At 57.4% G+C, this 20,146-nt stretch carries 17 protein-coding genes and 1 tRNA gene; 4 read left to right on the top strand and 14 right to left on the bottom strand.

What is annotated here, in order from left to right:
• Positions 1 to 21: 21 nt before the first annotated feature.
• From K1Y02_14390 to K1Y02_14375, 4 genes are all read right to left on the bottom strand, one after another.
• A complete protein-coding gene (locus K1Y02_14390) occupies positions 22 to 1,416 on the bottom strand; it encodes a hypothetical protein (GenBank protein ID MBX7257547.1) in 1,395 nt (464 codons plus the stop codon).
• 114 nt (positions 1,417 to 1,530) lie between these two features.
• Positions 1,531 to 2,043: a tRNA adenosine(34) deaminase TadA gene (gene tadA, locus K1Y02_14385; protein MBX7257546.1), complete on the bottom strand. Its 513-nt coding sequence runs from the start codon at positions 2,041 to 2,043 to the stop codon at positions 1,531 to 1,533.
• A 33-nt stretch (positions 2,044 to 2,076) separates the two neighbouring features.
• Positions 2,077 to 3,474, bottom strand: coding sequence for a hypothetical protein (locus tag K1Y02_14380; GenBank protein MBX7257545.1), 1,398 nt, complete (start codon positions 3,472 to 3,474; stop codon positions 2,077 to 2,079).
• Between the two features lie 47 nt (positions 3,475 to 3,521).
• Positions 3,522 to 4,904 (bottom strand): hypothetical protein, encoded by a 1,383-nt coding sequence (locus tag K1Y02_14375; protein MBX7257544.1) that lies wholly within the window; start codon positions 4,902 to 4,904, stop codon positions 3,522 to 3,524.
• A gap of 106 nt (positions 4,905 to 5,010) precedes the next feature.
• Here K1Y02_14375 and K1Y02_14370 point away from each other — a divergent pair, with 106 nt between their 5' ends.
• Positions 5,011 to 5,712: a DUF1080 domain-containing protein gene (locus K1Y02_14370; protein ID MBX7257543.1), complete on the top strand. Its 702-nt coding sequence runs from the start codon at positions 5,011 to 5,013 to the stop codon at positions 5,710 to 5,712.
• On the opposite strand, the gene bshA is transcribed toward K1Y02_14370, so the two are convergent.
• The 9 genes from bshA to K1Y02_14325 all read right to left on the bottom strand — a co-directional run bounded on the left by bshA (position 5,713) and on the right by K1Y02_14325 (position 16,711).
• Positions 5,713 to 6,846, bottom strand: a complete 1,134-nt coding sequence (bshA, locus tag K1Y02_14365; protein ID MBX7257542.1) for an N-acetyl-alpha-D-glucosaminyl L-malate synthase BshA — start codon at positions 6,844 to 6,846, stop codon at positions 5,713 to 5,715.
• Positions 6,843 to 7,556, bottom strand: coding sequence for a bacillithiol biosynthesis deacetylase BshB1 (gene bshB1, locus K1Y02_14360; GenBank protein MBX7257541.1), 714 nt, complete (start codon positions 7,554 to 7,556; stop codon positions 6,843 to 6,845). The genes bshA and bshB1 overlap by 4 nt, the downstream gene beginning before the upstream one ends.
• A 29-nt stretch (positions 7,557 to 7,585) precedes the next feature.
• On the bottom strand, positions 7,586 to 9,187 hold the full coding sequence (bshC, locus tag K1Y02_14355) for a bacillithiol biosynthesis cysteine-adding enzyme BshC (protein MBX7257540.1): 1,602 nt from the start codon (positions 9,185 to 9,187) through the stop codon (positions 7,586 to 7,588).
• Positions 9,188 to 9,191: 4 nt separating this feature from the next.
• Complete coding sequence (locus tag K1Y02_14350; GenBank protein MBX7257539.1) at positions 9,192 to 9,968, bottom strand: class I SAM-dependent methyltransferase; 777 nt, start codon at positions 9,966 to 9,968, stop codon at positions 9,192 to 9,194.
• A gap of 64 nt (positions 9,969 to 10,032) precedes the next feature.
• A complete protein-coding gene (locus K1Y02_14345; GenBank protein ID MBX7257538.1) occupies positions 10,033 to 11,349 on the bottom strand; it encodes an aspartate kinase in 1,317 nt (438 codons plus the stop codon).
• A 93-nt stretch (positions 11,350 to 11,442) separates the two neighbouring features.
• Positions 11,443 to 13,458, bottom strand: coding sequence for a site-2 protease family protein (locus tag K1Y02_14340; protein MBX7257537.1), 2,016 nt, complete (start codon positions 13,456 to 13,458; stop codon positions 11,443 to 11,445).
• A gap of 7 nt (positions 13,459 to 13,465) precedes the next feature.
• Positions 13,466 to 14,620, bottom strand: coding sequence for a 1-deoxy-D-xylulose-5-phosphate reductoisomerase (locus K1Y02_14335; GenBank protein ID MBX7257536.1), 1,155 nt, complete (start codon positions 14,618 to 14,620; stop codon positions 13,466 to 13,468).
• A gap of 4 nt (positions 14,621 to 14,624) precedes the next feature.
• Positions 14,625 to 16,412, bottom strand: coding sequence for a phosphoenolpyruvate--protein phosphotransferase (gene ptsP / locus K1Y02_14330; GenBank protein ID MBX7257535.1), 1,788 nt, complete (start codon positions 16,410 to 16,412; stop codon positions 14,625 to 14,627).
• On the bottom strand, positions 16,412 to 16,711 hold the full coding sequence (locus K1Y02_14325; GenBank protein MBX7257534.1) for an HPr family phosphocarrier protein: 300 nt from the start codon (positions 16,709 to 16,711) through the stop codon (positions 16,412 to 16,414). Before K1Y02_14325 ends, ptsP begins: the two co-directional genes overlap by 1 nt.
• A gap of 326 nt (positions 16,712 to 17,037) precedes the next feature.
• On the opposite strand from K1Y02_14325, the gene K1Y02_14320 reads away from it, so the two are divergent.
• Together K1Y02_14320 and K1Y02_14315 are read left to right on the top strand one after the other, a co-directional pair.
• Positions 17,038 to 17,116 (top strand) — tRNA-Pro (locus K1Y02_14320).
• Positions 17,117 to 17,187: 71 nt separating this feature from the next.
• A complete protein-coding gene (locus tag K1Y02_14315; GenBank protein ID MBX7257533.1) occupies positions 17,188 to 18,327 on the top strand; it encodes an iron-containing alcohol dehydrogenase in 1,140 nt (379 codons plus the stop codon).
• 17 nt (positions 18,328 to 18,344) lie between these two features.
• Here K1Y02_14315 and K1Y02_14310 read toward each other — a convergent pair whose 3' ends face one another.
• On the bottom strand, positions 18,345 to 19,202 hold the full coding sequence (locus K1Y02_14310) for a hypothetical protein (GenBank protein MBX7257532.1): 858 nt from the start codon (positions 19,200 to 19,202) through the stop codon (positions 18,345 to 18,347).
• Positions 19,203 to 19,553: 351 nt separating this feature from the next.
• Here K1Y02_14310 and K1Y02_14305 point away from each other — a divergent pair.
• The coding region (locus K1Y02_14305; GenBank protein ID MBX7257531.1) for a hypothetical protein at positions 19,554 to 20,146 on the top strand (593 nt) is incomplete at its 3' end.

The raw sequence follows: 20,146 nt of genomic DNA, 5'->3' as shown, positions 1-20,146 counted from the left end.
GACGGGGCTATGCGGCACGAGTCAGACTCCAGCGCCTTTGCGCAACTGTACCGTAAACAGCATATCGCCCGTTTCGGTGATCTTTTCGCCCTCCGCCGGCGAGGTCCCCCCATCATCTTTCCTATTGGGCCCTACTGTGTACACAGTGAAACTCATCTCGTCGTGGAGATAGCGCAGAGGCTTGGCATCCATACAGTCGAGCGGCGTCTTGTCGAGATACTGGGGCACCAGTTCATCCAGAGTATCCGGTAGCGTGCCCCTATCTTGCCAATACCGCAGAATAGCGCACGCCGAAACGGCGCAGTTCAGCAGACTCGTGTCGCGCGCCTGAGCTTCCATGGCGCGGCCCAATGACGGGATCTGAAGGTCGGAGACAATGGTAAGGAACTGCCGAAGTCTGCCCCTATTCTCGAAGTCTGCTTCGTTGTAGAGTTTTTCGGAAAGCGCGCGGCCTTCTTCAGGGGGCAGTTTGGCGGCCTTGATCATCTCGTCCAGCATCTCAAGACCGTACTCCTGGTCCACGCGATTGCGCCATGCCAGTGGACCCCACGATGCACTTGGGAGCCCAAACTCTCCAAGGGGCGTATTGCCACTCAGCGCGTCCATAAACATGCAGCGCTCTCCGAGAAGGCCGGTGTAGATACAGTCGCCCGTATTTATAGCCTGTATTGCATCTTGGATCTGCTTCAGTCGATCGGATGTAAACGATGTTCTGTTGAAGCATTGCTCAAGACCTGAGACCAAGATTGCGTGCATGGCGATACGTACAAGCTGTGAAATGAGGAGGGGCTCTTTGGAGGTAGCCTCGCTCAATCGAGCGGCTGCTAGTATCGTTTGGACAGCTTCCTCCGATTTCCCCAGTTCCGACTCGTAGGTCGCCTTCAGGCATTCGACGCGCTGAAGCGAACGGAGTCCGGCGAGGTGAGGCAGTTCCACGGAGTATCCCATCGAGTAGTTCAGCGGGAATCGACATGCGGACAGTTTTACAGCCTCACTCACAGACTGGAGGCTCTTTTCCTCTTGCAGGAGGTACGCTTCGATTTCGGCTCTCAATTCCTCTGAGATTGGTTCCGTGGGCTTCAGTTGCGCCTGCTTCCCCCCTACAAACGGCATGAGCGTTTCGTGATTGGAGGGTTCATGGTGAGCGTCAATTGCGGCCTGCAAGGGGATTGCTGCATTGTTCTCGTCTTCGACAGCGCCGATCCAACCGTCGATATCGGCGAGTGTGGCTGGTTCGCCCGCATCTCGTATGGCCTGATTACGGACCTCCGTCGCATCTTCCAGACGTTGGATGTACAGTCCCGCAATCATGGCCGCCGCAACGAGAAGAACCACGATCACGACAAATGCACCCAGGCAGCCTTTGGCGCAGCCCGAGCCCCCGCCTTTGCGCCCATGTTCGTATGGAGATGCCATGATATCCTCCCCCGGTTGGATCCGATCCGGCAATGCAATCAGCAGTCAGATACCGAAAATCGCGCCATCGACTTCACGGAATGGCGTATGCCTATTCCGTCCGTGGCCGACTCGTCATTCTTCCGAATCCAGCGTAGCTGGTCGATCCCCATTCAGACGCGACTCGCGGCTTCTGCGGCGAATCTCCTGAAAAAAGCCGGACAAGAGCGCCCCGCATTCGTCTGCAAGAAGTCCCGGGTAAACCTTGGGCTGGTGGTTAAATCGCGCGTCTTCGAGCAGATTCATGAGGGTGCCGCAGACGCCCGCTTTGGGGTCGTGCGCGCCGAAATAGACTTCGGGTATGCGCGCCAGGATGATGGCTCCCGCGCACATGGGACACGGCTCCAGCGTGACGAAGAGTTTGCATTCCTCCAACCGCCAGCTACCCAGCTTGTTCGCGGCTTGCGTAATCGCGACGACTTCGGCATGTGCCGTCGGGTCTTGAAGCAATTCGCGCTGATTGTGTGCCTTACCGATAATCTGGTTGTCATAAATGATCACGCAACCCACCGGAACCTCGCCCTCTTCCTGGGCGCGTTCGGCTTCGCGTATCGCGTATCGCATGTATCGAGCATTGTCGTCTAGCATAGGGGTGGATTGTGATGTCACGAAGCCTGCCTGTCAAGTTCCTGAAACTGGACGCAGCCGCACCGTAAACGGGATGTCACCCTTCTTCTTCAGTTGGCTTGGCTTCTCTGGCGGCAACCCGCCGTTGTCCGTCTTGTCCGGGCCTACGCTGTACACGGTGAACCCGCCTTCGTCGTGGATATAGCGCAGGGGTTGATTGTCCATCCAGTCTACCGGCACTTTTTGCAAATAGTGTGGAACCAATTCGGTGAGTGCATTGGGAAACGCTCCGTTGTCCTGGCGATATCGGAGAAGCGCAATTCCCGTGGCGGCGCAGTTCAAGAGACACGTGTCGCACGCCTGCTTCTCCACGTCGTCACACAACATCTGGGCATAGTCACTGATGGTCGCTGTTTCAAAAAGCTGAAGCCCGTCCTGATTCTCACGTGAGTCTTCTTCGACGATGTGTTTGGCTCGTTCGAGGGCTTCTGAAGGTTGCAAGCGAGATGCTTCAACAAGAGAATCCATCACTGTCAAGATACGTTCGCAATCCAAGCTCGATTGCAGCCTTCTACCCCAATGGTCGAGGTTCACCAGATCAGACACTGTGACTGGCCCAGAACTCCCGCTGCTGTTCGCGATCCTATCCAGGAATATGCAACGCTCGCCAACAGACTCCATAAACATGCAATCCCCTCTGTTCGTCTTTTCGACTTCTTCCTGCAGCGACTTCAACTGTTCCACGCTGAATGTTGTCCGACTGAGGGATTGCTCGAGCGCATCGACAAACAGGGCATGCCTATCGATACGATTCAATTGAGAGTTGCGCGTAGGTTCGCTGCGAGTAGCCTCGCTCAAACGCGCCCCGGAAATGAGTGCTTGATACGCGGATTCGCCGTTGCCGGTCTCGGATTCATAGACGGCCTTGAGAGACATCAGACGTTGGAGTTCGAGCAGTGGCGCTGTGTGCTGAAAACCGTACACATAACCCGTATAGAGATCGAGGGGAAACCGGCAGGAGGATAGCTTTGCGGCCTCGTTCACGTGAAGCAGCGTCTCCTGCTCGCTTGCCAGGTAGAGCGATGCGGCAGACATCATGTCATCCGGGAATGGTTGCTCGAAGCTAGGCGGTGTCACCTTGTTTACGTAGGGGATGGGAGACTCCGGATTTTGTGGGGCCCGATGCTTGTCGATGGCCGCCTGAAGTGGGATGGCAGCGTTTTCTTGGTCAGAGACTTTTCCGATCCAGGCTTCGAAGTCCACATAGCTGGCCGGCAATCCGGAATCGCGAATTGCCTGGATTCGCGCCGTGGTATTGTTTTGCAGCTTCCCTACGCACCAGAGCATCACGCCCAGAAGAGCGACAATGACGACCAGCAGGATCGACAGCGCGGACCAGAAGCCTTTCCTGCGGGAAGAAGCACCCCCCGCGGACGACCCTTCTGTCCTCACAGTTCCTCTCCTTCCATACAGACTTCAGCCAACATCTTCCCTCAAGTCTACGGCCTCAACCTGACGGCAAACGACATATCGCCCGTTTCCGACAGATCCTCGCCTTCCTCCGGCTCCCTGCCTCGTTCGTCTTTCCTGTTTGGACCGACGCTGTATACGGTGAAGGCGTGGTCATCGCGCACATAACGCAACGGCTGACCGTCCATGCAGTCGATTGGAGGTTGTTCCAGGTACTGCGGAACGAGTTCGGTCAACGTCGCAGGGAGAGTATGCTTCTCAAGGCGATACCGCAGAAGAGCACACGCTGAGATTGCGGAGTTGAGTGAGCTTGCGTCACGGGCCTGCACTTCCAACGATTTCGTCAGTACGGGAATCTGCATGTCGGAGATTACGGTCAAGAACTGAGAGAGCCTACTTCTATTTTCAGGCATCCATTCGTCATGGAGTTCCTCGGCCCTATTCCAGCCCTCACCAGGCGGCAACTTCGCCGCTTCGATCATAGCGTCAATTGTCTCCAAATAGGTTTCTTGATCCAGGCGATACCGCCACCCCAACGGCCCCCACGATCCACTGAAGACGCCTGGGCCAGACATCGGCATTGCGCCATAGAACGAATCCATGAGCACACAACGTTCTCCGAGAAGACCGGTGTAGGCACAATCGCCGGTATTGATAGATTGCAGCGCGTCTTGAAGTTGCTTCAGTTGATCGGACGTGAATGATGTCCGATTGAGACAATGTTCCGTGCCTTCCAAAAGCATAGCGCGCAGCGCTATGCGAACTAATTGCGAAATGAGGGCTGGTTCCCTGCGGACGGCCTCGCTCAACCGCATTCCGGCGAGCAGAGTCTCCAAGGCATCTTGTGACTTCCCTATCTCGGACTCGTAAGTTGCCGCCAAACATACGTCGCGCATGAGCGTGCGCAACTTTGCGAGACGGGGTAGATCTGCGATATCCCCCCCCGAGAAATTGATTGGGAAGCGACACTCGGAGTACGTTGCAGCTTCTTTCAAGGCAAGAAGACAAGTCGCATTCTGTTCGAGGTAAACGGCGGTCTCAGTCCGCACGGCATCGGACAGCGGATCCGTCGGCTTTAGGGAATTGAGGTTACCGGTGACAAAGGGGAGCTGCGCATCAGGACTCGCCGGGCCGACACTTGAATCCATGGCCTTTTGCAGGGGAATCGCCGCGTTGTCTTTGTCTTCCACGCGCCCGACCCAGGCTTCGAGATCTTCCAGGGTGGCGGGCTCTCCTGCGTCACGAATGTCCTGAATTCGCGCGTTGATCCTCTCATCTATGTTCTCGACGTAGAGTGCCGCCAACATAGCCAGAACCAAAAGGAGGAATACGACGGCGGTAGCAAGACCCAAGCAACCTTTGGAACAGCCGCGTCCCGGTTTGTTTTTCCCATGTTCATGCTCAGATGCCACGTTTCTCTCCTTTATGGCACAATACCCCCCTTTGGATATGTAGAATTTGGCGCGCATCGATCATTGAGAGCCGCGCCAAGAAATACTTTCGGGGGGCAACGATCTCATGAAGAAGCGACGGACCGCAATTCTCTGCTTGATATTAGCAGGAGTGGTTGCGCTCACCGCAGGAAGCAAACTCTTTCGATCGAGAAAACCGGTTCCAGAAGGTTCGCCGACGGTGCGTCCGGAGGGCGAGGGTTGGATCGACTTGCTGGATGCAGAACATGCACCGGGATGGAAGAACATCACCGACGACAAGGACATCTTCGAGTTGAAGGATGGCGTACTTCATATCTACGGCAAAACGTTGCTGCCGCTTCGTTACGTGGGGTACGAGCCCGAGCGATTTAGCAGTTTCGATTTGCATGTGGAGTTTAGGCTTGCCCGGCGCGCCAATAGCGGCGTGTTTTTGCGAGCGCAGCCAAACGATCCCGTCTATCGCGGCTTTGAAGTGCAGGTTCTAGACGACTTCGGGCATGCGCCTACGAAGAATTCGTGCGGTTCCATCTACGATGTGGTCACGCCGATGTTCAACATGTCGCGACCCGCGGGAGAGTGGAACTCTTTCGATATATCCGTGGTGGGTCAAACCGTGTCGATTACGATGAACGGCTGGCTGGTTATACAGACGGACCTATCCAAGATGACGACCCCGTACGGTAAGTTCAAAGTGGCCTATAAGGATCTGCCGCTCGAAGGAATGCTCATGTTCCAGGATCACGGCGGCGAAGCGTGGTATCGAAACGTCTTGCTAAAGAAGCGCTGACTACTTCACCAGAGCGGGTTGGTCCACGACTTCCCGGTAGAGATCTTCGTACTGTCCGACAATCTTCTCTTTGGCGAAATGCGAGATGACGCGCTCGCGTCCGCGCCGCCCCATTTCCCGGGCCATATCGTTGTCCGTGAGAATATCGATGGCGCGCGCGGCCATGCTTTCAATGTCACCGACCTCGCACAGGTATCCCGTTTCGCCGTTGACAATCACTTCGCAAATACCGCCGCTTTCCGTGCCGATCACGGGAACCTCGCAGGCCATGGCTTCGAGAGGAACGAGTCCGAAGCTCTCGTGCTCGCTGGGTTGCATGATCAGGTCGGCACACGGGATGAGGGTTTCGATGTTCTCGTGATTACCGAGAAATCGCACCTTGTCCGCAATGCCCAACTGGCGCGCAACGCCCACGGCTGACAAGCGCTCCGGGCCGTCGCCGACCATAACAAGTCGCGCGGGTACACGGTCGCTAATCTTTTTGAATGCGCGCACGACATCGGTGACCCGTTTCACGGGCCGGAAGTTCGAGATGTGCATAACAATCTTCTCGCTCTTTTCGGCGAGTTTGCAGCGCTCGGGGGCACGGCCGCTGAATTTGTCGAGATTAAGGAAGTTGTAGATTGTGCGGACGGGCACGTTCAGTTTGAATTCGCGCCGGGTTTCCTCGGAAAGCCACTCGGAAACCGATGTCACGGCATCGCTGCCTTCCATGGCGTAGCGCGTAATGCGGAAGAAGGAGGGATCGGAACCGACGAGTGTGATGTCAGTGCCGTGAAGCGTCGTGACAATCTTGAACGGCCTATTCGTGGTCAGCATATCGCGCGCGAGCAAAGCGCACACGGCGTGCGGAATCGCGTAGTGGGCGTGCCACAGTTCGATTCCATATTCTTCGGCTACTTCGGAGATTTTGGTCGCCAGCGCAAGTGAGAACGGTGGATGGCGAAACAGCGGATAGCTGACCAAGTCGACCGAGTGGCTGAACACATTGTCGTGATAGCCGTGAAGCCGGAACGGGGCTTCGAAGGTCACGAAGTGGATGGTGTGCCCGCGCTCGGCAAGCGCGAGGCCCAACTCTGTGGCAAGGATGCCGCTACCGCCCGCGGAGGGATGACAGGTGATACCTATTCTCATGGATTTCCTTCCATGCCCGGAGGGATTTGCACCCCGAGGGGCGTCTGGACGTAGAGCGGCTCGCCGTACGTCGCACCGATGCTTTTCCCCCAATAGGCCGCCTTCACGCGAATGGACTCCCAGAACTCTTCCGACGAGACGTACGTGGGAGTCCCTTGATACTCCGGATTGAAGAACTGAGAGCGATAGGCGCGAAGCGCTTCCAGTTTCGTCTCGAATTCCTTCGAGATATCGACCACGAATTGCGGCGCCGTAGGCTCGCCGTAGACGCGGTAGTAGTACACGACCGGCGCGCGATGGGGCGGCGCATCGGATTCAATACGTGAAAGACCGGCGAAGTAGTTTGCGTCGCGCGCCAGGGCGTGCGCGGCGGAATGATCGGGATGGCGGTCCTGATCGTAGGGTGCAAGAATCACGCGCGCACGAAAGCGTCGCAGGATTGGCACGACTGTGCGCTGCATGACGGACGTGTTGGCGAGAGCGCCATCGGGCAGACACGCGTTTTCACGTTCGGCGACACCGAGTATCCGGGCGGAGTCGGCGGCTTCCTGCTGCCGCTCTTCGACAGAGCCACGAGTACCCATCTCACCTTGCGTGAGGTCGAGAATGCCAACGCGTCTCCCCGCGAGCACGAGTTTGCGCACAAGCCCGCCTATTCCGATTTCAACGTCATCGGGGTGAGCGCCAATTGCGAGAATATCAACAGCCACAACCTTATCCCTCGGATTACAGCACAGAACTATAGCTCAATTTCGGTGAGACCGCTAGGTCTCGGCGATTCGGATTGCGACACCACGTTCTGCCGCGCAGCAAATTGAGATTCGAATTCGATTTGCCCGGTAATCCGATTCACCAGATCCCAGCCATGTTCGAACAAGTACGAGAAGATCGTATACACACGCTCTTGCGGACGCCGCCATGGCGCCAGCGCGCTGCACAATCGCGTCATTTGCTGCTTCGCTGTGTGCACTTTCGCCTCGTCCGCGCGCATGACCGCGCGCTCGAGACGCTCCAGTTCGAATTCAATGCGCTCGCGCAACGAAGGGATGTAGGCAGAAAGGTGTTTGTCGCGAGATTCCAGCGCCAGCGCAAGTCCTTCAACCACCTTGTTGAATTCTTCCCTGCGGGCGCGGATTTCGGTCAGAGCGACTGAATCGGCAGCGGACTCAAGCGCCCGCTCCAGCAGTGCCTCAAACGGCTGCTCCAGATCGGCGTAGCTCAGTCCAGCGCGGCTTCGCAGTTTGTTGAGCTTGATGCTTGTGAGAACCGCCCGTGCGCGGGGATATACAACGGGCATCGAATAGCCAAAGTGCTCAAACACGGACTTGAGCTGCGCCCAATACGCGATCTCACCCGGACCGGCGACATACGCTTCCGGCGCGAAGAGATGCTGTTGGACGACACATCGAAGCGCGACATTGGGGCTGAAGTGCATTGGCTCGGACTCCAGCAGCGCGAGCAGTTCCTTTACGGTGTAGCTGAGCCCTGTTTCCAGCACATGAAAGGACCCCTCGCCATAGGAGACTTTTCTACGGCGGCCATCCACCTCAACAAAGAAACTGCAATCCGCATCACTCCGAAGGAGCTGCGGGTCGTATCCCAATGCAGCCAACCGGCGGCCGGCCTCGTTGGTCAAGCGCGTGGAAACCAGCGGATCGGAGATTTCTTTCAGGAGGACCTGTGTTGAGGCCAGGCGCGCAAACTCAAGATGCGGAGAAAACAACACCAGGTCGGTGTTTTGAAAGAGGTGTGCCAACAGCCGGGCGACCCAGTCGGACAGCGAGGTGGCAGCATCCACTGTTTCATGGAGCACCCGGGCCACCTCGGCGCGGAATTCGGAACCGGTGGTATTCTCGGCGGCCTGATTCACCAGGGTATGAAGGGATGCCTCGACGGGAACACGATGCAGTGGCCGCCCGTTGACATCACTCTTAGGTTCGTAGGTGAGCGTGAACGGTTCGTGGTGCTTTGAGAGGAAGTGTGCGCTCCTCGCCTCTTCGAAATCGTGATCCTCGCTCCCCACCCAGAAAACGGGGATGCACGGCACACCGTGCTTTTCCCGAATCCGGCGCGCTAGCCGAATTGCAGTTGCCGCTTTATAGATGGTGTACAAAGGCCCCGTGAAGATTCCCGGTTGCTGGCCGGTGATAATCACGGCTTCGTCACCGTGGATTGTGCGTTCGAGGCCCAGTGCAGCCTGGTACTCGCGGAGTCCTTCCAGAAAACTGGTATCCCATACTCTGGGCTTCGGCGGCGCTTCAAGCAATGAGCGCGGGTCGCGGGCGAAGAACCGCAGACTGCGTTCATGCCCGTTGAGGTAATCGGCAGTGATGGTGCTCATGGCCTCAGACCTTCTTTCCGATGACGATCATGCGGGGTTGGTCATCCGATAACGGAGCGCCCGCATAGTTTCCGTAGCACTGGTCCACTGAGAGGCCGGCGCCGCGCAGCATCGATACGAACTCTTCCTGTTCATAGAGGCGGACAGACTCCGAGGTGTGCTCCACTTCCATCCCGTCTTTCAAGACGCGAGTAGACTTGTTAACACGCCGGAGCGCCAAATCAATCCATCGCGTTTCACGAATCTCGTATCCCTCCGATGTGCGGGAAGAAGAGGGCTTAAGAGTGGAACGGGCGTGCTTGGCATTCATGTAGTCGATGAAATACCGGCCACCCGGTTTGAGTACGCGAACGAGTTCACGGATGACCTTGAGGTTGTCTTCCTCCGCGAAGAAATATCCGAAGCTGGTGAAGAAGTTCACAACAACGTCAAACGTGGCGTCGAAAGGGATAGCCCGCATGTCCGCGCGCACGAGCAACACGTTGTGGCCGAGTTGTTCGCGCGCTTCCGCCAATAGATCGGGGGAGTAATCCAGCCCGGAACAGTGGCCGCACACATCGCAGAGATGAATGAGATGACGGCCGGAACCGCAACCGATGTCCAGCAGCGAATCCGCTTCGCGCAAAGCAAGCATGCGCGCGGCGAACTGGGCTTCGGGACGCGCAGCTTCAACCGTCCGATGCGCGTAGACAACCGGATACAAATCTCCGAACGCCCGCTTAAACCAACTCGAACTGATCTTCGGATGTTCAGGAGAACGAGCTGCGTTATCTCCTTCCATCGCTGCTCCGCGGTTTCACCGCCGCCCGCGCGCCGTCGTATCGAAGCAAAGCGCTGGTCGAGCCTCAGGCCGCGCCGACGGGGGCAAATGCATCGTGAATAGCTCGCACCGCATTTTCCAGATCGGCGCTTTCAACACCCACGATGATATTGTTTTCGGATGAACCCTGATCGATGACGCGGATATTGACCTTGGCATCGGCCAACGCAGAGCACAGGCGCGCGGCAACGCCGACGTGGCCGGCCATGCCTTGTCCGACGGTCGCGATAAGGGCCAATCCCGGCACGAGGGTGACGCGGTCAGGATCGCACGTACGTTCAATTGCTTTGAGGATCGAGGGGCCGTGGTTCGCAATTTCCTCGTCTTTGACAATGAGCGACATGGTATCGATACCGGTCGGCATATGCTCGAAGCTGACGCCGTGCTGCTCAAGAACAGTCAGTACGCGGCAACCGAAGCCGCGCTCACGGTTCATGAGGTTCTTCTCGATGTTAATCATAGTGAAACCGGAGCGCCCGGCGATGCCACAGACGGGATGGCGACTCTCGCGAGTGCGCACGATCATGCTGCCGGGATTTTCGGGATCTTTGGTGTTGCGAATGTTGATCGGAATACCCGGCTCACGCACAGGAAAGATCGCTTCGTCGTGCAACACGTTGGCGCCCATATACGAAAGCTCGCGAAGTTCCTGATAGGTAATCTCGGAAATGCGCGAGGCATTGGAGACGATTCGCGGGTCAGCCATACGGAAGCCGGATACGTCAGTCCAATTCTCGTAGAGATCGGATTTTGAGGCGCGCGCGACTATTGAACCGGTGATGTCGCTTCCACCGCGCGAGAAGGTCTTGATGCGGCCATCTGGCAACGAACCGTAGAACCCTGGCACGACATAAAGCCCCGAACCGGAAAGGCGCTTGCCGAGGAGTTCGTAGCTAATCGGGTCGAGGTTCCCTTCCTCGTCAAACTTGATGTAATCAGCGGGATCGACGAACTCCGCGCCGATAAATTGCGCGAGAAGGCGCCCGCTCAGGTATTCGCCGCGCGAAGCCATGAAATCGGGTTCGGCAATTTGGGCGGCCTTCGCGGCAATCTGCTCCAGTTGTTCGTGCACCGGGAAGTCAATGTGAAGCTCAGTAGCCAGTTGTTCGAAGCGTGCGGCAATGATTCCCCGGGGTTGAGATGGATCGAGGTCTTGGCGCAACAAATTGTGCCACGTGTACAGGAGGTCGGTGATTTTCTTGTCGTCGGGTCTGCGTTTACCGGGAGCCGAAGGTACGACAAAGCGCCGCTCGGGCTTCGCTTTTACAATCTGCGCAACCGTGCGAAAGCACTCCGCATCTGCCAATGATGTTCCGCCGAATTTACACGTTATGGCGCCCATACCACTTCCACCTCTCCTGTCGATGCTTAAACACAATCCATGCCGGAAGAAACTCGAATTGCCGATCTTGCGCCTGACTTCCCGCACTCCGCGTCAGGGAAGAATCGTGTTTTCAAACCAGCGCCGAATATCGTTGAACGTTGCGTACAGCAACAATCCGACGATGAACACGAGGCCGATTTGCTGCACCCATTCCGTGACCTTCGCGTTCACGGGGCGCCGCCGCACTCCTTCTATGGACAGGAGCACGACGTGGCCGCCATCCAATACGGGCAGGGGCAACAGGTTAAAAACGGCCAAGTTTATGCTTATGAACGCGCTCATTTCCAGCAGCCAATAGATGCCCTCGCGCGCGGCCTGCGTAGTCACTTGATAGATCATCATGGGACCGCCCAAATCACGCGAATGGACTTCACCGGTAACAAGCCGTCCCAGGACTTGAACGGTGCGAACCGTGGCTTGCTTGCACAAGCGAAATGCCTCGGGGACAACCTGAGCCGCGGGGACCTGATAATCGATCATCTTCTCTTTGAAGACGACTCCGATAGCGCCTGCACGCTCGACGGGCAACGTGGCGACCAACGAGCTTTCTTTGCGCGCCAACCCTTTTAACAGCGCGGGGCGTTTGACCTTGAATACCACCGAACCGACTTGCGGATCGTTTTTCAGATTCTCAAGGAGTCCCGCGGTAGCAGCTTCGAATTTGAGCTTCATGTCTGGACTGTAGGTCGCTCCGGGCGGAAGTGCGGCCACTTCCTCAATGATGTCTTTGCGCTTGAGGGCGGACTTGGATGACATCTCGTCCGTAATGTACGTCACGACTGGTTTCGTATTCAGATCGATGGGCACAAGCGCCTGGAGAATTTGATCGAGCGTCAGCCCTTCAAGTACGACTTCGGACTTCGCGCCCAGGCCCATGAGTCCGCCTGGCCGCTGGACTGTGACCTTGAATGGGCCTGTCTTTCCCTCGCGCTTGAGGCGCTTCAATGCAGAACTGTTTGCGGGCACACCGTCAATCGCTGTGATCGTATCGTTCGTCTTGAAGCCTGTTTTCGAAAGGAACGTATTCGCGCCGTACACAACCGTCAGAGGTTCATCGTCGCCCATCACCGTCAACCAATTGGGTTCGGGCGCGAAACCAATATCTTGGAACTTTCCGTTGGCCTCAGGATGCACAACGATGGGAAGGATCTCGTCTCCCCTCTGCACGTCGATCGTAGCAGATTCATCGTGGGTCAATTCCGAAATCTTTCTTGTGAACGTTTCCCGGTCGATAGTCTGGCCGTTCAGCCGCAAGATCACGTCATCGACCTTCATGCCCGCGGCCTGTGCGGGCATCCCTTCCAGGATGCCGCCGACCAAGGCGGTGCGGTACGGTTCCACACCGAATTGCGCGGGCTCCTTGGAATCAGGTGATTTCGATTGAAGCGGCGACAAGTAGCGCGTGGCCTTTCCGTCCGGGCCCACGCGTTCGATTTCGGCAATCACCGTGCGGGAGTTATTGAGCGCTGCCGCAACCGCGATGTCCCGAATGTTCTTCACGGGCTCGCCGTTGAGCGAGAGCACGCGGTCGCCGGTCTGCCAACCGATTGCGTCCGGTTTCGCATTCGGATCGATCGACATCAACGGCGCAGCCACGGCATACAGCGGCGCGGTGCTGGCGGGGAGGTTTTCCCTGATAGCGCCGATGCGGTTATCGGTTTGCGACTGGGGTACGGTGCCACCCATCGCGGTGGCGATGCCGTATAGTAATAACGCGAGCACGACGTTCATGAACGGACCCGCAACGATTACAATCATTCGCTGCCACACCGGCTTGCTCACAAACCAGCGATCGCGAGGCACTCCGGCGTATTCCTTTTCGCGCTGCTCGTCGGTCATAGGCACGTCTTCCTGCCCGGCCATCTTCACGTAGCCGCCAATGGGCAGCAAGCCGATGCAGTAGTCGGTCTCGCCGTATTTGATGCCGAATAGCCGGGGAGGCATACCGAGACTGAAACGTTCGCAATAGATGCCGCAAGCCTTCGCTGCCAGGAAATGGCCGAGTTCGTGAAAGAAGACGAGCTCGCCCAAAACGAGTATGAAGACCGCGATGTCAAATAAGACCATTCCGGGGTTACACTCCCAAGGAGTTGGTGACGCCTAACGCGCGTTGCCGCGCCATGGCATCCGCTTCGAGCACTGATTCCAACGTAACTTCCTGCAACACGGGGCACGCCTCCATGGCGTCGCGCACAGTCTCACTAATCTGTAAGAAGCCAATTTGGCCCTTGCAGAATTGGGCAACCGCGGTTTCGTTGGCCGCGTTGAGGATAGCGGGGGCTGTGCCACCGATTCGCGCGGCTTCAAACGCGTATGCCAGACACGGAAACTCCGAGAAGTCGGGCTTCGCGAAGGTCAGCTCTTTCATCGTCGTCAAGTCGAGCCGGCCCATGGGTGACTTCACACGGTCGGGCCATGTCAGCGCGAACTGAATGGGAAACTTCATGTCAGTCAGACCCAGATGGGCGAGGATGCTGCCGTCCGTGAATTCGACGAGACTGTGGACGATGCTCTGCGGGTGAATGACCACCTGAACGCGATCGACGGAAAGGCCAAAGAGCCACATGGCCTCGACGACTTCGAGTCCCTTGTTCATGAGAGTCGATGAATCGACGCTAATCTTTGCGCCCATGTCCCACGTCGGATGACGCGTCGCTTGCGCTGGCGTTACACCGGCCAGAGTTTCGCGGGGCTTTCCATAGAATGGGCCTCCCGACGCCGTCAGATGGATGCACTGCACATCTTCGATACGGTGACCATGAAGGCATTGAAAGACGGCGTTGTGCTCGCTATCGACGGGAAGCACGTCGACGCCGCGCTTGCGCGCTTCACTCATGATAAGAGGACCGGCCATCACAAGCGGTTCTTTGTTGGCGAGCGCCACCCGATTACCCGTTTCGATGGCTTTGAGGATTGGTTTGAGACCGACAGCGCCAACCACCGCGCACAAGGCGACATCCACGGGAACGGCCGCGATTTCCTCAAGGGCTTCGGGGCCGGTCAGGATGCGCACGCCCGAGACCGCTTCGCTCACGAGCTTGCCCGCTTCGGGATCGACGACAGCGACGCAGGATGGGCGAAACTCGTGTATTTGTCGAATCAGCAGGGACGCATTCGAGTTTGCCGCCAACGTTTCAACGCGAAACTGATCCGGATAGTGGCGCACGACATCCAGAGCGCTTCGGCCAATGGAGCCCGTGGAACCTAGTATGGAAATTCGGCGTGTCACGCTATCACCGCAGTTCGGAGTCCGTTTCAATACCGGTCAGAGGAAATGTCTCAGTTTGCGCTTCGTCCGCGTGCCTCAGGGAGTAGCGCTCCGACATATTCTCGCGAATCTCACGGATAGAACCTACCTTGAGGACACTTTTCGCGAACTTACGCGCGTGCGACGCGCGAAGGCTGGTGACTTCCGCGCGAACCGCGGGAATGGCCACCGCCGACATACTGAATGAGGTTATGCCGAGACCGACGAGAAGCTCGGTGAAAGTCGGATCGCCAGCCATTTCTCCGCAGATGGAGCAGGGTATGCGGGCGTCGCGCGCGGCCTTTGCCGTACGCTGAATCATACGCAACACGGCGGGATGCGCGGGCTCGTACATATGGGCGATTTTTTCATTTACGCGGTCCACGGCAAGTGAATACTGAATAAGGTCGTTGGTACCAATGCTGAAGAAGGCGCATTCCCTCGCGAGCAAGTCGGCGATTTCGACCGCCGAGGGCACTTCAATCATGCTGCCGACGGCAACATCCTTCCGAAAAGGAACACCGCGGCGCTCCAGATCATTGCACACTTCGCGGACAATGGCTTTTACTCGGAGCAACTCGTCCAAGCCGCTGATAAGCGGAAACATGATCTGGACGTCGCCGTGCACGCTGGCGCGGAACATGGCGCGTAATTGAGCCTTGAAAATGTCGGGGCGCTCCAGGCAGAACCGAATTGCGCGCCATCCGAGTTGGGGGTTCATTTCATTTGCCAACTGGAGGTGCGATGCAAACTTGTCTCCGCCAAGGTCCAGTGTGCGCAGCACCACCGGCGAGCCTTTGAAGGCTTCGGCAACTTCCACGTAGGCGTTGAACTGTTCATCCTCGGTGGGCAACGTGGTCCGATTAAGGAATAGGTATTCGGTGCGGTAGAGGCCAATTCCCTCGGCGTTTGCCTTCTTGGAGTACGACAATTCGACGGGAAGCTCGATGTTCGCGAGGATAGGGATTTTCCGGCCGTCAAGCGTAACGCTTGGCTTGACCTCAGCCTCCAACAAGGCCTTTCGGCTGGAATCCGCGCGGCGCTTTGCCTCCTGATATCGCAGGAGTGTCGATTCGGTCGGTCGAATGATGACGTTGCCGTTCTTACCGTCGACAATCACGGTATCGCCGGGTTGAGTGTAAGTACCCACGTACTTCAGGCCGACAACCGCGGGGATCTCGAAGGCGCGCGCAAGGATGGCCGTGTGGGAAGTCGGCCCGCTGAGGTCAGTGGCGATGCCGAGCGTATTCACGAGGTCGATTTTGGCCGCATCGGACGGAGACAAATCGTGCGCAACGACCACGCTGGGCTGCGCGAGGTGCTCGAGGTTTTCCACGTCGACGTTGAGGAGCTTGGTCAGAATGCGGTTCCCGACGTCCACCATATCCTGGGCGCGTTCGCGGAACATAGGGTCATCGAGCGAGGCCATGACGTCGGTGTAGCGGGTCATCAAATCGTTGACGAGGTATTCCGCGTTGAGCTTCTCTTCGGCGACGCGCCGCTCAATCTCCTCGCGCAGGGTCACATCTTCGAGGAACATCAGATGGGCCTTGAAGATGTCGGCATGCTGGGGACCGAGGGCATCGTTGGTCCGGTCGTAGAGGCGCTGCAGATCGGCGCGCACGGCAGTAAGGGCGTGTTCGAACCTCGCCAGTTCTTCCTGGACGTTGTCGATCGTGAACTTCGGGATCTCCAGGCCCTTGACGCCAAAGGTCAGGGCTGGGCCGATGGCAATTCCCGGAGAAACGCCGATACCGCGTAATGCGATCTCCACTAGACTTCCCCGAACCCGGACTCAATCAGCGTGCGCACGGCGTCCATCGCTTGGCGCGCATCGCTCCCTTTGCACGAGAACATGAGGACGCTGCCGCACGCTGCGGCAAGAGTCAGCAAACCCATGATACTCTTGGCGTTGACACGGTGCCCATTCAATGAAATATAGACATCGCTCTTGAACTGCAAAACCGTCTGAACGAGAGCTGCCGCCGGCCTCGCATGAAGCCCAAGCGGATTCACGATGGTCAGCTCTTCGACGATTTCATCGACGGCTTGTGTGGTTTCTTCATTCGTCATAATCTTCAATAAACCAAACTGGACCAGGCCAAGTAGGATTGGACACCCAAGACACGCGCTGGCCGGCGATTGACGCGCAAGCACGCGGCTCCGCGTCGACGCAGGTCACGCCGCGGGGCGGCCGGATTGCGCCACGAGTGCGACTTCGCCGGAAAACGGTTCCGACAGTGCACAAACCATTTAGTGTAATGACTATAGCCCGTGGGGCGCACATAAATCAAAGAATGGGGAGCCGGATTCCCGGGTGTGGAGGGACCGATGTTGGCGGCCTTCGCGGCATTTGCCTGCCAACGTTCCCGTGTGCTAGGATCAGGATCTCGATGAGTCGGGGCGTGGCCTAGCCCGGTTTAAGGCGCTACACTGGGGGTGTAGAGATCGGAAGTTCAAATCTTCTCGCCCCGACCATTTTTTCTTCCACTTATCTGCGCGGTTCTCGCGTTCGATCACGTAGAAGTTTCCTCAGGGGGGGCCTCGTCATGCTGAACTTCACCTATTTCAATCCTGTTCGAGTCGTATTTGGCAAAGACACCATCGGAGAGTTGGCGAACCTGCTCCCCAAGGAAGTGAACGTCATGATGACCTACGGCGGCGGTTCCATCTTCAAGAATGGCGTGTACGACCAGGTCAAGAAAGCCCTGCAAGGATTTGCAGTAGTCGAGTTTGGAGGAATTGAGGCGAACCCGCGCTACGAGACCTGCATGAAAGCGGTCGAATTGGCTCGGAAGGAGAAGGTTGGATTCTTGCTCGCCGTGGGTGGCGGCTCGGTCGCAGACGCCACGAAGTTCATCGCGGCGGCAATTCCGTGGACCAAGGGCGATCCGTGGGAGTTCCTTGTGAGTCACGATCCCCGTGTTCCCGAGGCCGTTCCGCTGGGTTGCGTGATTACGCTTCCCGCGACGGGAACGGAAATGAACTGCAATTCGGTCATTACGCGGGCCTCCACGCAGGAAAAGTATCACTTCTCCGATGAAAAGGTGTTTCCGCAGTTCTCCATCATCGATCCGCAGGTTACCTACTCGTTGCCTCAGCGGCAGGTTGTGAATGGCATCGTAGACACGTTCGTGCATGTCATGGAGCAATACATGACCTACGATGTGAACACTCCATTGCAGGATAGGCAAGCCGAGGGAGTCATCCGGACGCTTGTCGAAGAAGCGCCCAAGGTGATCGAGAATCCGGATGATTACGACGTCCGCGCAAACCTATTCTGGTGCTCAACAGTCGGATTGAATGGACTGCTGGCCGTTGGCGCCGTGCAAGATTGGGCGACCCACATGATCGGGCATGAACTGACTGCATTGTATGGCTTGGATCACGGCGTGACCTTGGCGATCGTGTTGCCGGAACTGTGGCGGTTTGCGCTGGAGCACAAGAAAGCGAAGCTGAAGCAGTTCGGCAAAGAGGTCTTTGGGGTGGACTACCCGGAAGCCGCCATTAAGGCCACCGAAGACTTCTTCCATCGCATCGGTATGAAGACCAAGCTTGCGGACTATGGCGTAGACGCTTCGGAGGCGGCCGCGAAAGCGCGCGAACGGTTCGCCAACCGGGGCACGGTGCTTGGCGAGCACGGGGATATCGACGCGGAAGCGACGTACGCGATTCTGAGCCGTTGCTAAAGTGCCGCCGTTGCGAGCTACGGCTCGCGCTTGATGAGTTCGGCGATTCCGATACCTGATTCGCCGGCAACAGAATAGAGCAGGTACGTGCGGCCGTCTTCTTTGAAGATGCCCGGGTCGCGAACGCCGCGCACGCGCTCCATGGTCTTCCCTTCCTTGCTTGGCAGTTCGGGAAGATCGAAGCCTTCGTAGATCTGTTCGGGTTTGAGCACAAGTTCCGGCGCGCTGACCCGCCACTGCGTCCAGTCAGGCTTGAGGTCGATAGTAGCCCGAAGGATGCTCTCCGGCTTATCGCCGATACTCGTCCAATAGACGTCCATGGTGTCGCCCCGCACGTCGAGCGCGACATGGCGAATGCGCGTTCTGCCGTCGTTGCAGCCGGGGACGCCGTCGAATGGATTCGGGCCGATTTCAAAGGTCGTCGCGCCATCCTTCGATCGATATAGCGTTCCGGGCTTGGCCATGGCATACCAATACTCACCCCATTGAAACACGCGGAAATAGGAAAGTCCGAGGGGTATTCCGTCGGCAGCGAAGTGAATGCCGTCTTTAGAACGCGCCAGATAGGTCATCTGAGCGTTAACCGATTTCGCGGGGCAATGAAAATACATCCGAAGCTCTTTGCGTTCGTTGTCCACCAACACATCGGGAGACGCGATGTGCTTCTGCCCGTCGGGGGCTTGTTCGAGCTTAAGCGTTCCCGGCTCATAGACCTTCCAGGGTCCGGCTAGATTGTCGGAATAGGCCAAGCGAATGTACTTTCCTCCGTGGTGCGCGAAGTACAGGTAGTACTTGCCCAAGGGATTCGGCAGCCACTCGGGCACGCGGATTAGCGAAGGACCGTTGATGTTCTTTCCGTCATCACCCGCAAGCATGTCCGGGCGAATGATCGGATTCTCCGCGAATCGACGCACGACGACGCTTGTCGAGGGAGGCGGCAGAGGTAAGGGGCTCACGTTCACACTCTCGTCAGGTTCACTCTGGGGCTGAGCATCTTCCGCACATACGCTGGCACAGGCTATTAGCGCTACCAAGGCAAAACGAAGCACCATTTCCATGTTCGACCTCCGGAAGTTGAACGCATTGTACATGACGCTTGCCGACGAGGCACCAAGGGCAGTCGTACAGGCGCACCGCAGTACTTTCCAACCCCATTTGTGCAGGGATTTTTGCTATGCTGCTGTCAACCCTTGGCGCAATTCCGTACGTGTGAAGGAATCGGATGCATGGCTCAGAATGAACTTCCGCTTAATGATCAAGGAACTTCCGTGCAGCAGGCCAGCCGCGAAATTCAGCTGCGCCTTTGGCCGGCCGTGGTCATCACCGTAGTCTACTTACTTGTCAGTTTCGGTTTCTCGAAGTACGGTTCGACAAATATCCAGAGCTTTATTGCGCTCGTAATTGTCCCTCTATCGGCAGCCGCGCTCTTGCTGCTTTGGTGGCTAGGGTTCAGCCGAATACCTGTGCGGCAGCGTTTGCTAGGTCTAGTATTGGCTGCGGCGTTCCTATCTCTGCCGGTCTTCGCTCAGAAGGCCCACGGCGTCCTCATCCTCGCGTATGCGCTGCCCGCGGCCATGATCGGCGTGGTGGTCACGATGGCGATCACGTACTGGTTGCCATGGAAAACACAACGATGGGTCGCACTCGGATACATTATCGTATGCGCAGGAGTCTGCATGGCGCTTCGCGTGGATTCGATAGGCGGTGACCTCAAGCCAGTGGTTTCGTGGCGCTGGAGTCCCAGTCTCGCGGAACTTTCGAAGTCGCTGCCTCGCGTTGAGGCGCACGGCACTGCCGTACTGCCTGCTGAATTAACGCC

It is taken from the genome of Candidatus Hydrogenedentota bacterium (assembly GCA_019695095.1).
Lineage (GTDB): Bacteria > Hydrogenedentota > Hydrogenedentia > Hydrogenedentales > SLHB01 > JAIBAQ01.
Note: the sequence above shows the minus strand (reverse complement) of the source record. Positions and strands in the feature narration are given on the sequence as shown.

What these genes read in the sequence shown, in the direction of transcription:
- K1Y02_14340 (MBX7257537.1), bottom strand. Translation starts at nt 13,458, where the DNA reads ATGGTCTTATTTGACATCGCGGTCTTCATACTCGTTTTGGGCGAGCTC.
- K1Y02_14345 (MBX7257538.1), bottom strand. Translation starts at nt 11,349, where the DNA reads ATGGGCGCCATAACGTGTAAATTCGGCGGAACATCATTGGCAGATGCG.
- bshA (MBX7257542.1), bottom strand. Translation starts at nt 6,846, where the DNA reads ATGAGAATAGGTATCACCTGTCATCCCTCCGCGGGCGGTAGCGGCATC.
- tadA (MBX7257546.1), bottom strand. Translation starts at nt 2,043, where the DNA reads ATGCTAGACGACAATGCTCGATACATGCGATACGCGATACGCGAAGCC.
- K1Y02_14315 (MBX7257533.1), top strand. Translation starts at nt 17,188, where the DNA reads ATGCTGAACTTCACCTATTTCAATCCTGTTCGAGTCGTATTTGGCAAA.
- K1Y02_14325 (MBX7257534.1), bottom strand. Translation starts at nt 16,711, where the DNA reads ATGACGAATGAAGAAACCACACAAGCCGTCGATGAAATCGTCGAAGAG.
- K1Y02_14390 (MBX7257547.1), bottom strand. Translation starts at nt 1,416, where the DNA reads ATGGCATCTCCATACGAACATGGGCGCAAAGGCGGGGGCTCGGGCTGC.
- K1Y02_14350 (MBX7257539.1), bottom strand. Translation starts at nt 9,968, where the DNA reads ATGGAAGGAGATAACGCAGCTCGTTCTCCTGAACATCCGAAGATCAGT.
- K1Y02_14310 (MBX7257532.1), bottom strand. Translation starts at nt 19,202, where the DNA reads ATGCTTGCGGGTGATGACGGAAAGAACATCAACGGTCCTTCGCTAATC.
- K1Y02_14370 (MBX7257543.1), top strand. Translation starts at nt 5,011, where the DNA reads ATGAAGAAGCGACGGACCGCAATTCTCTGCTTGATATTAGCAGGAGTG.
- bshC (MBX7257540.1), bottom strand. Translation starts at nt 9,187, where the DNA reads ATGAGCACCATCACTGCCGATTACCTCAACGGGCATGAACGCAGTCTG.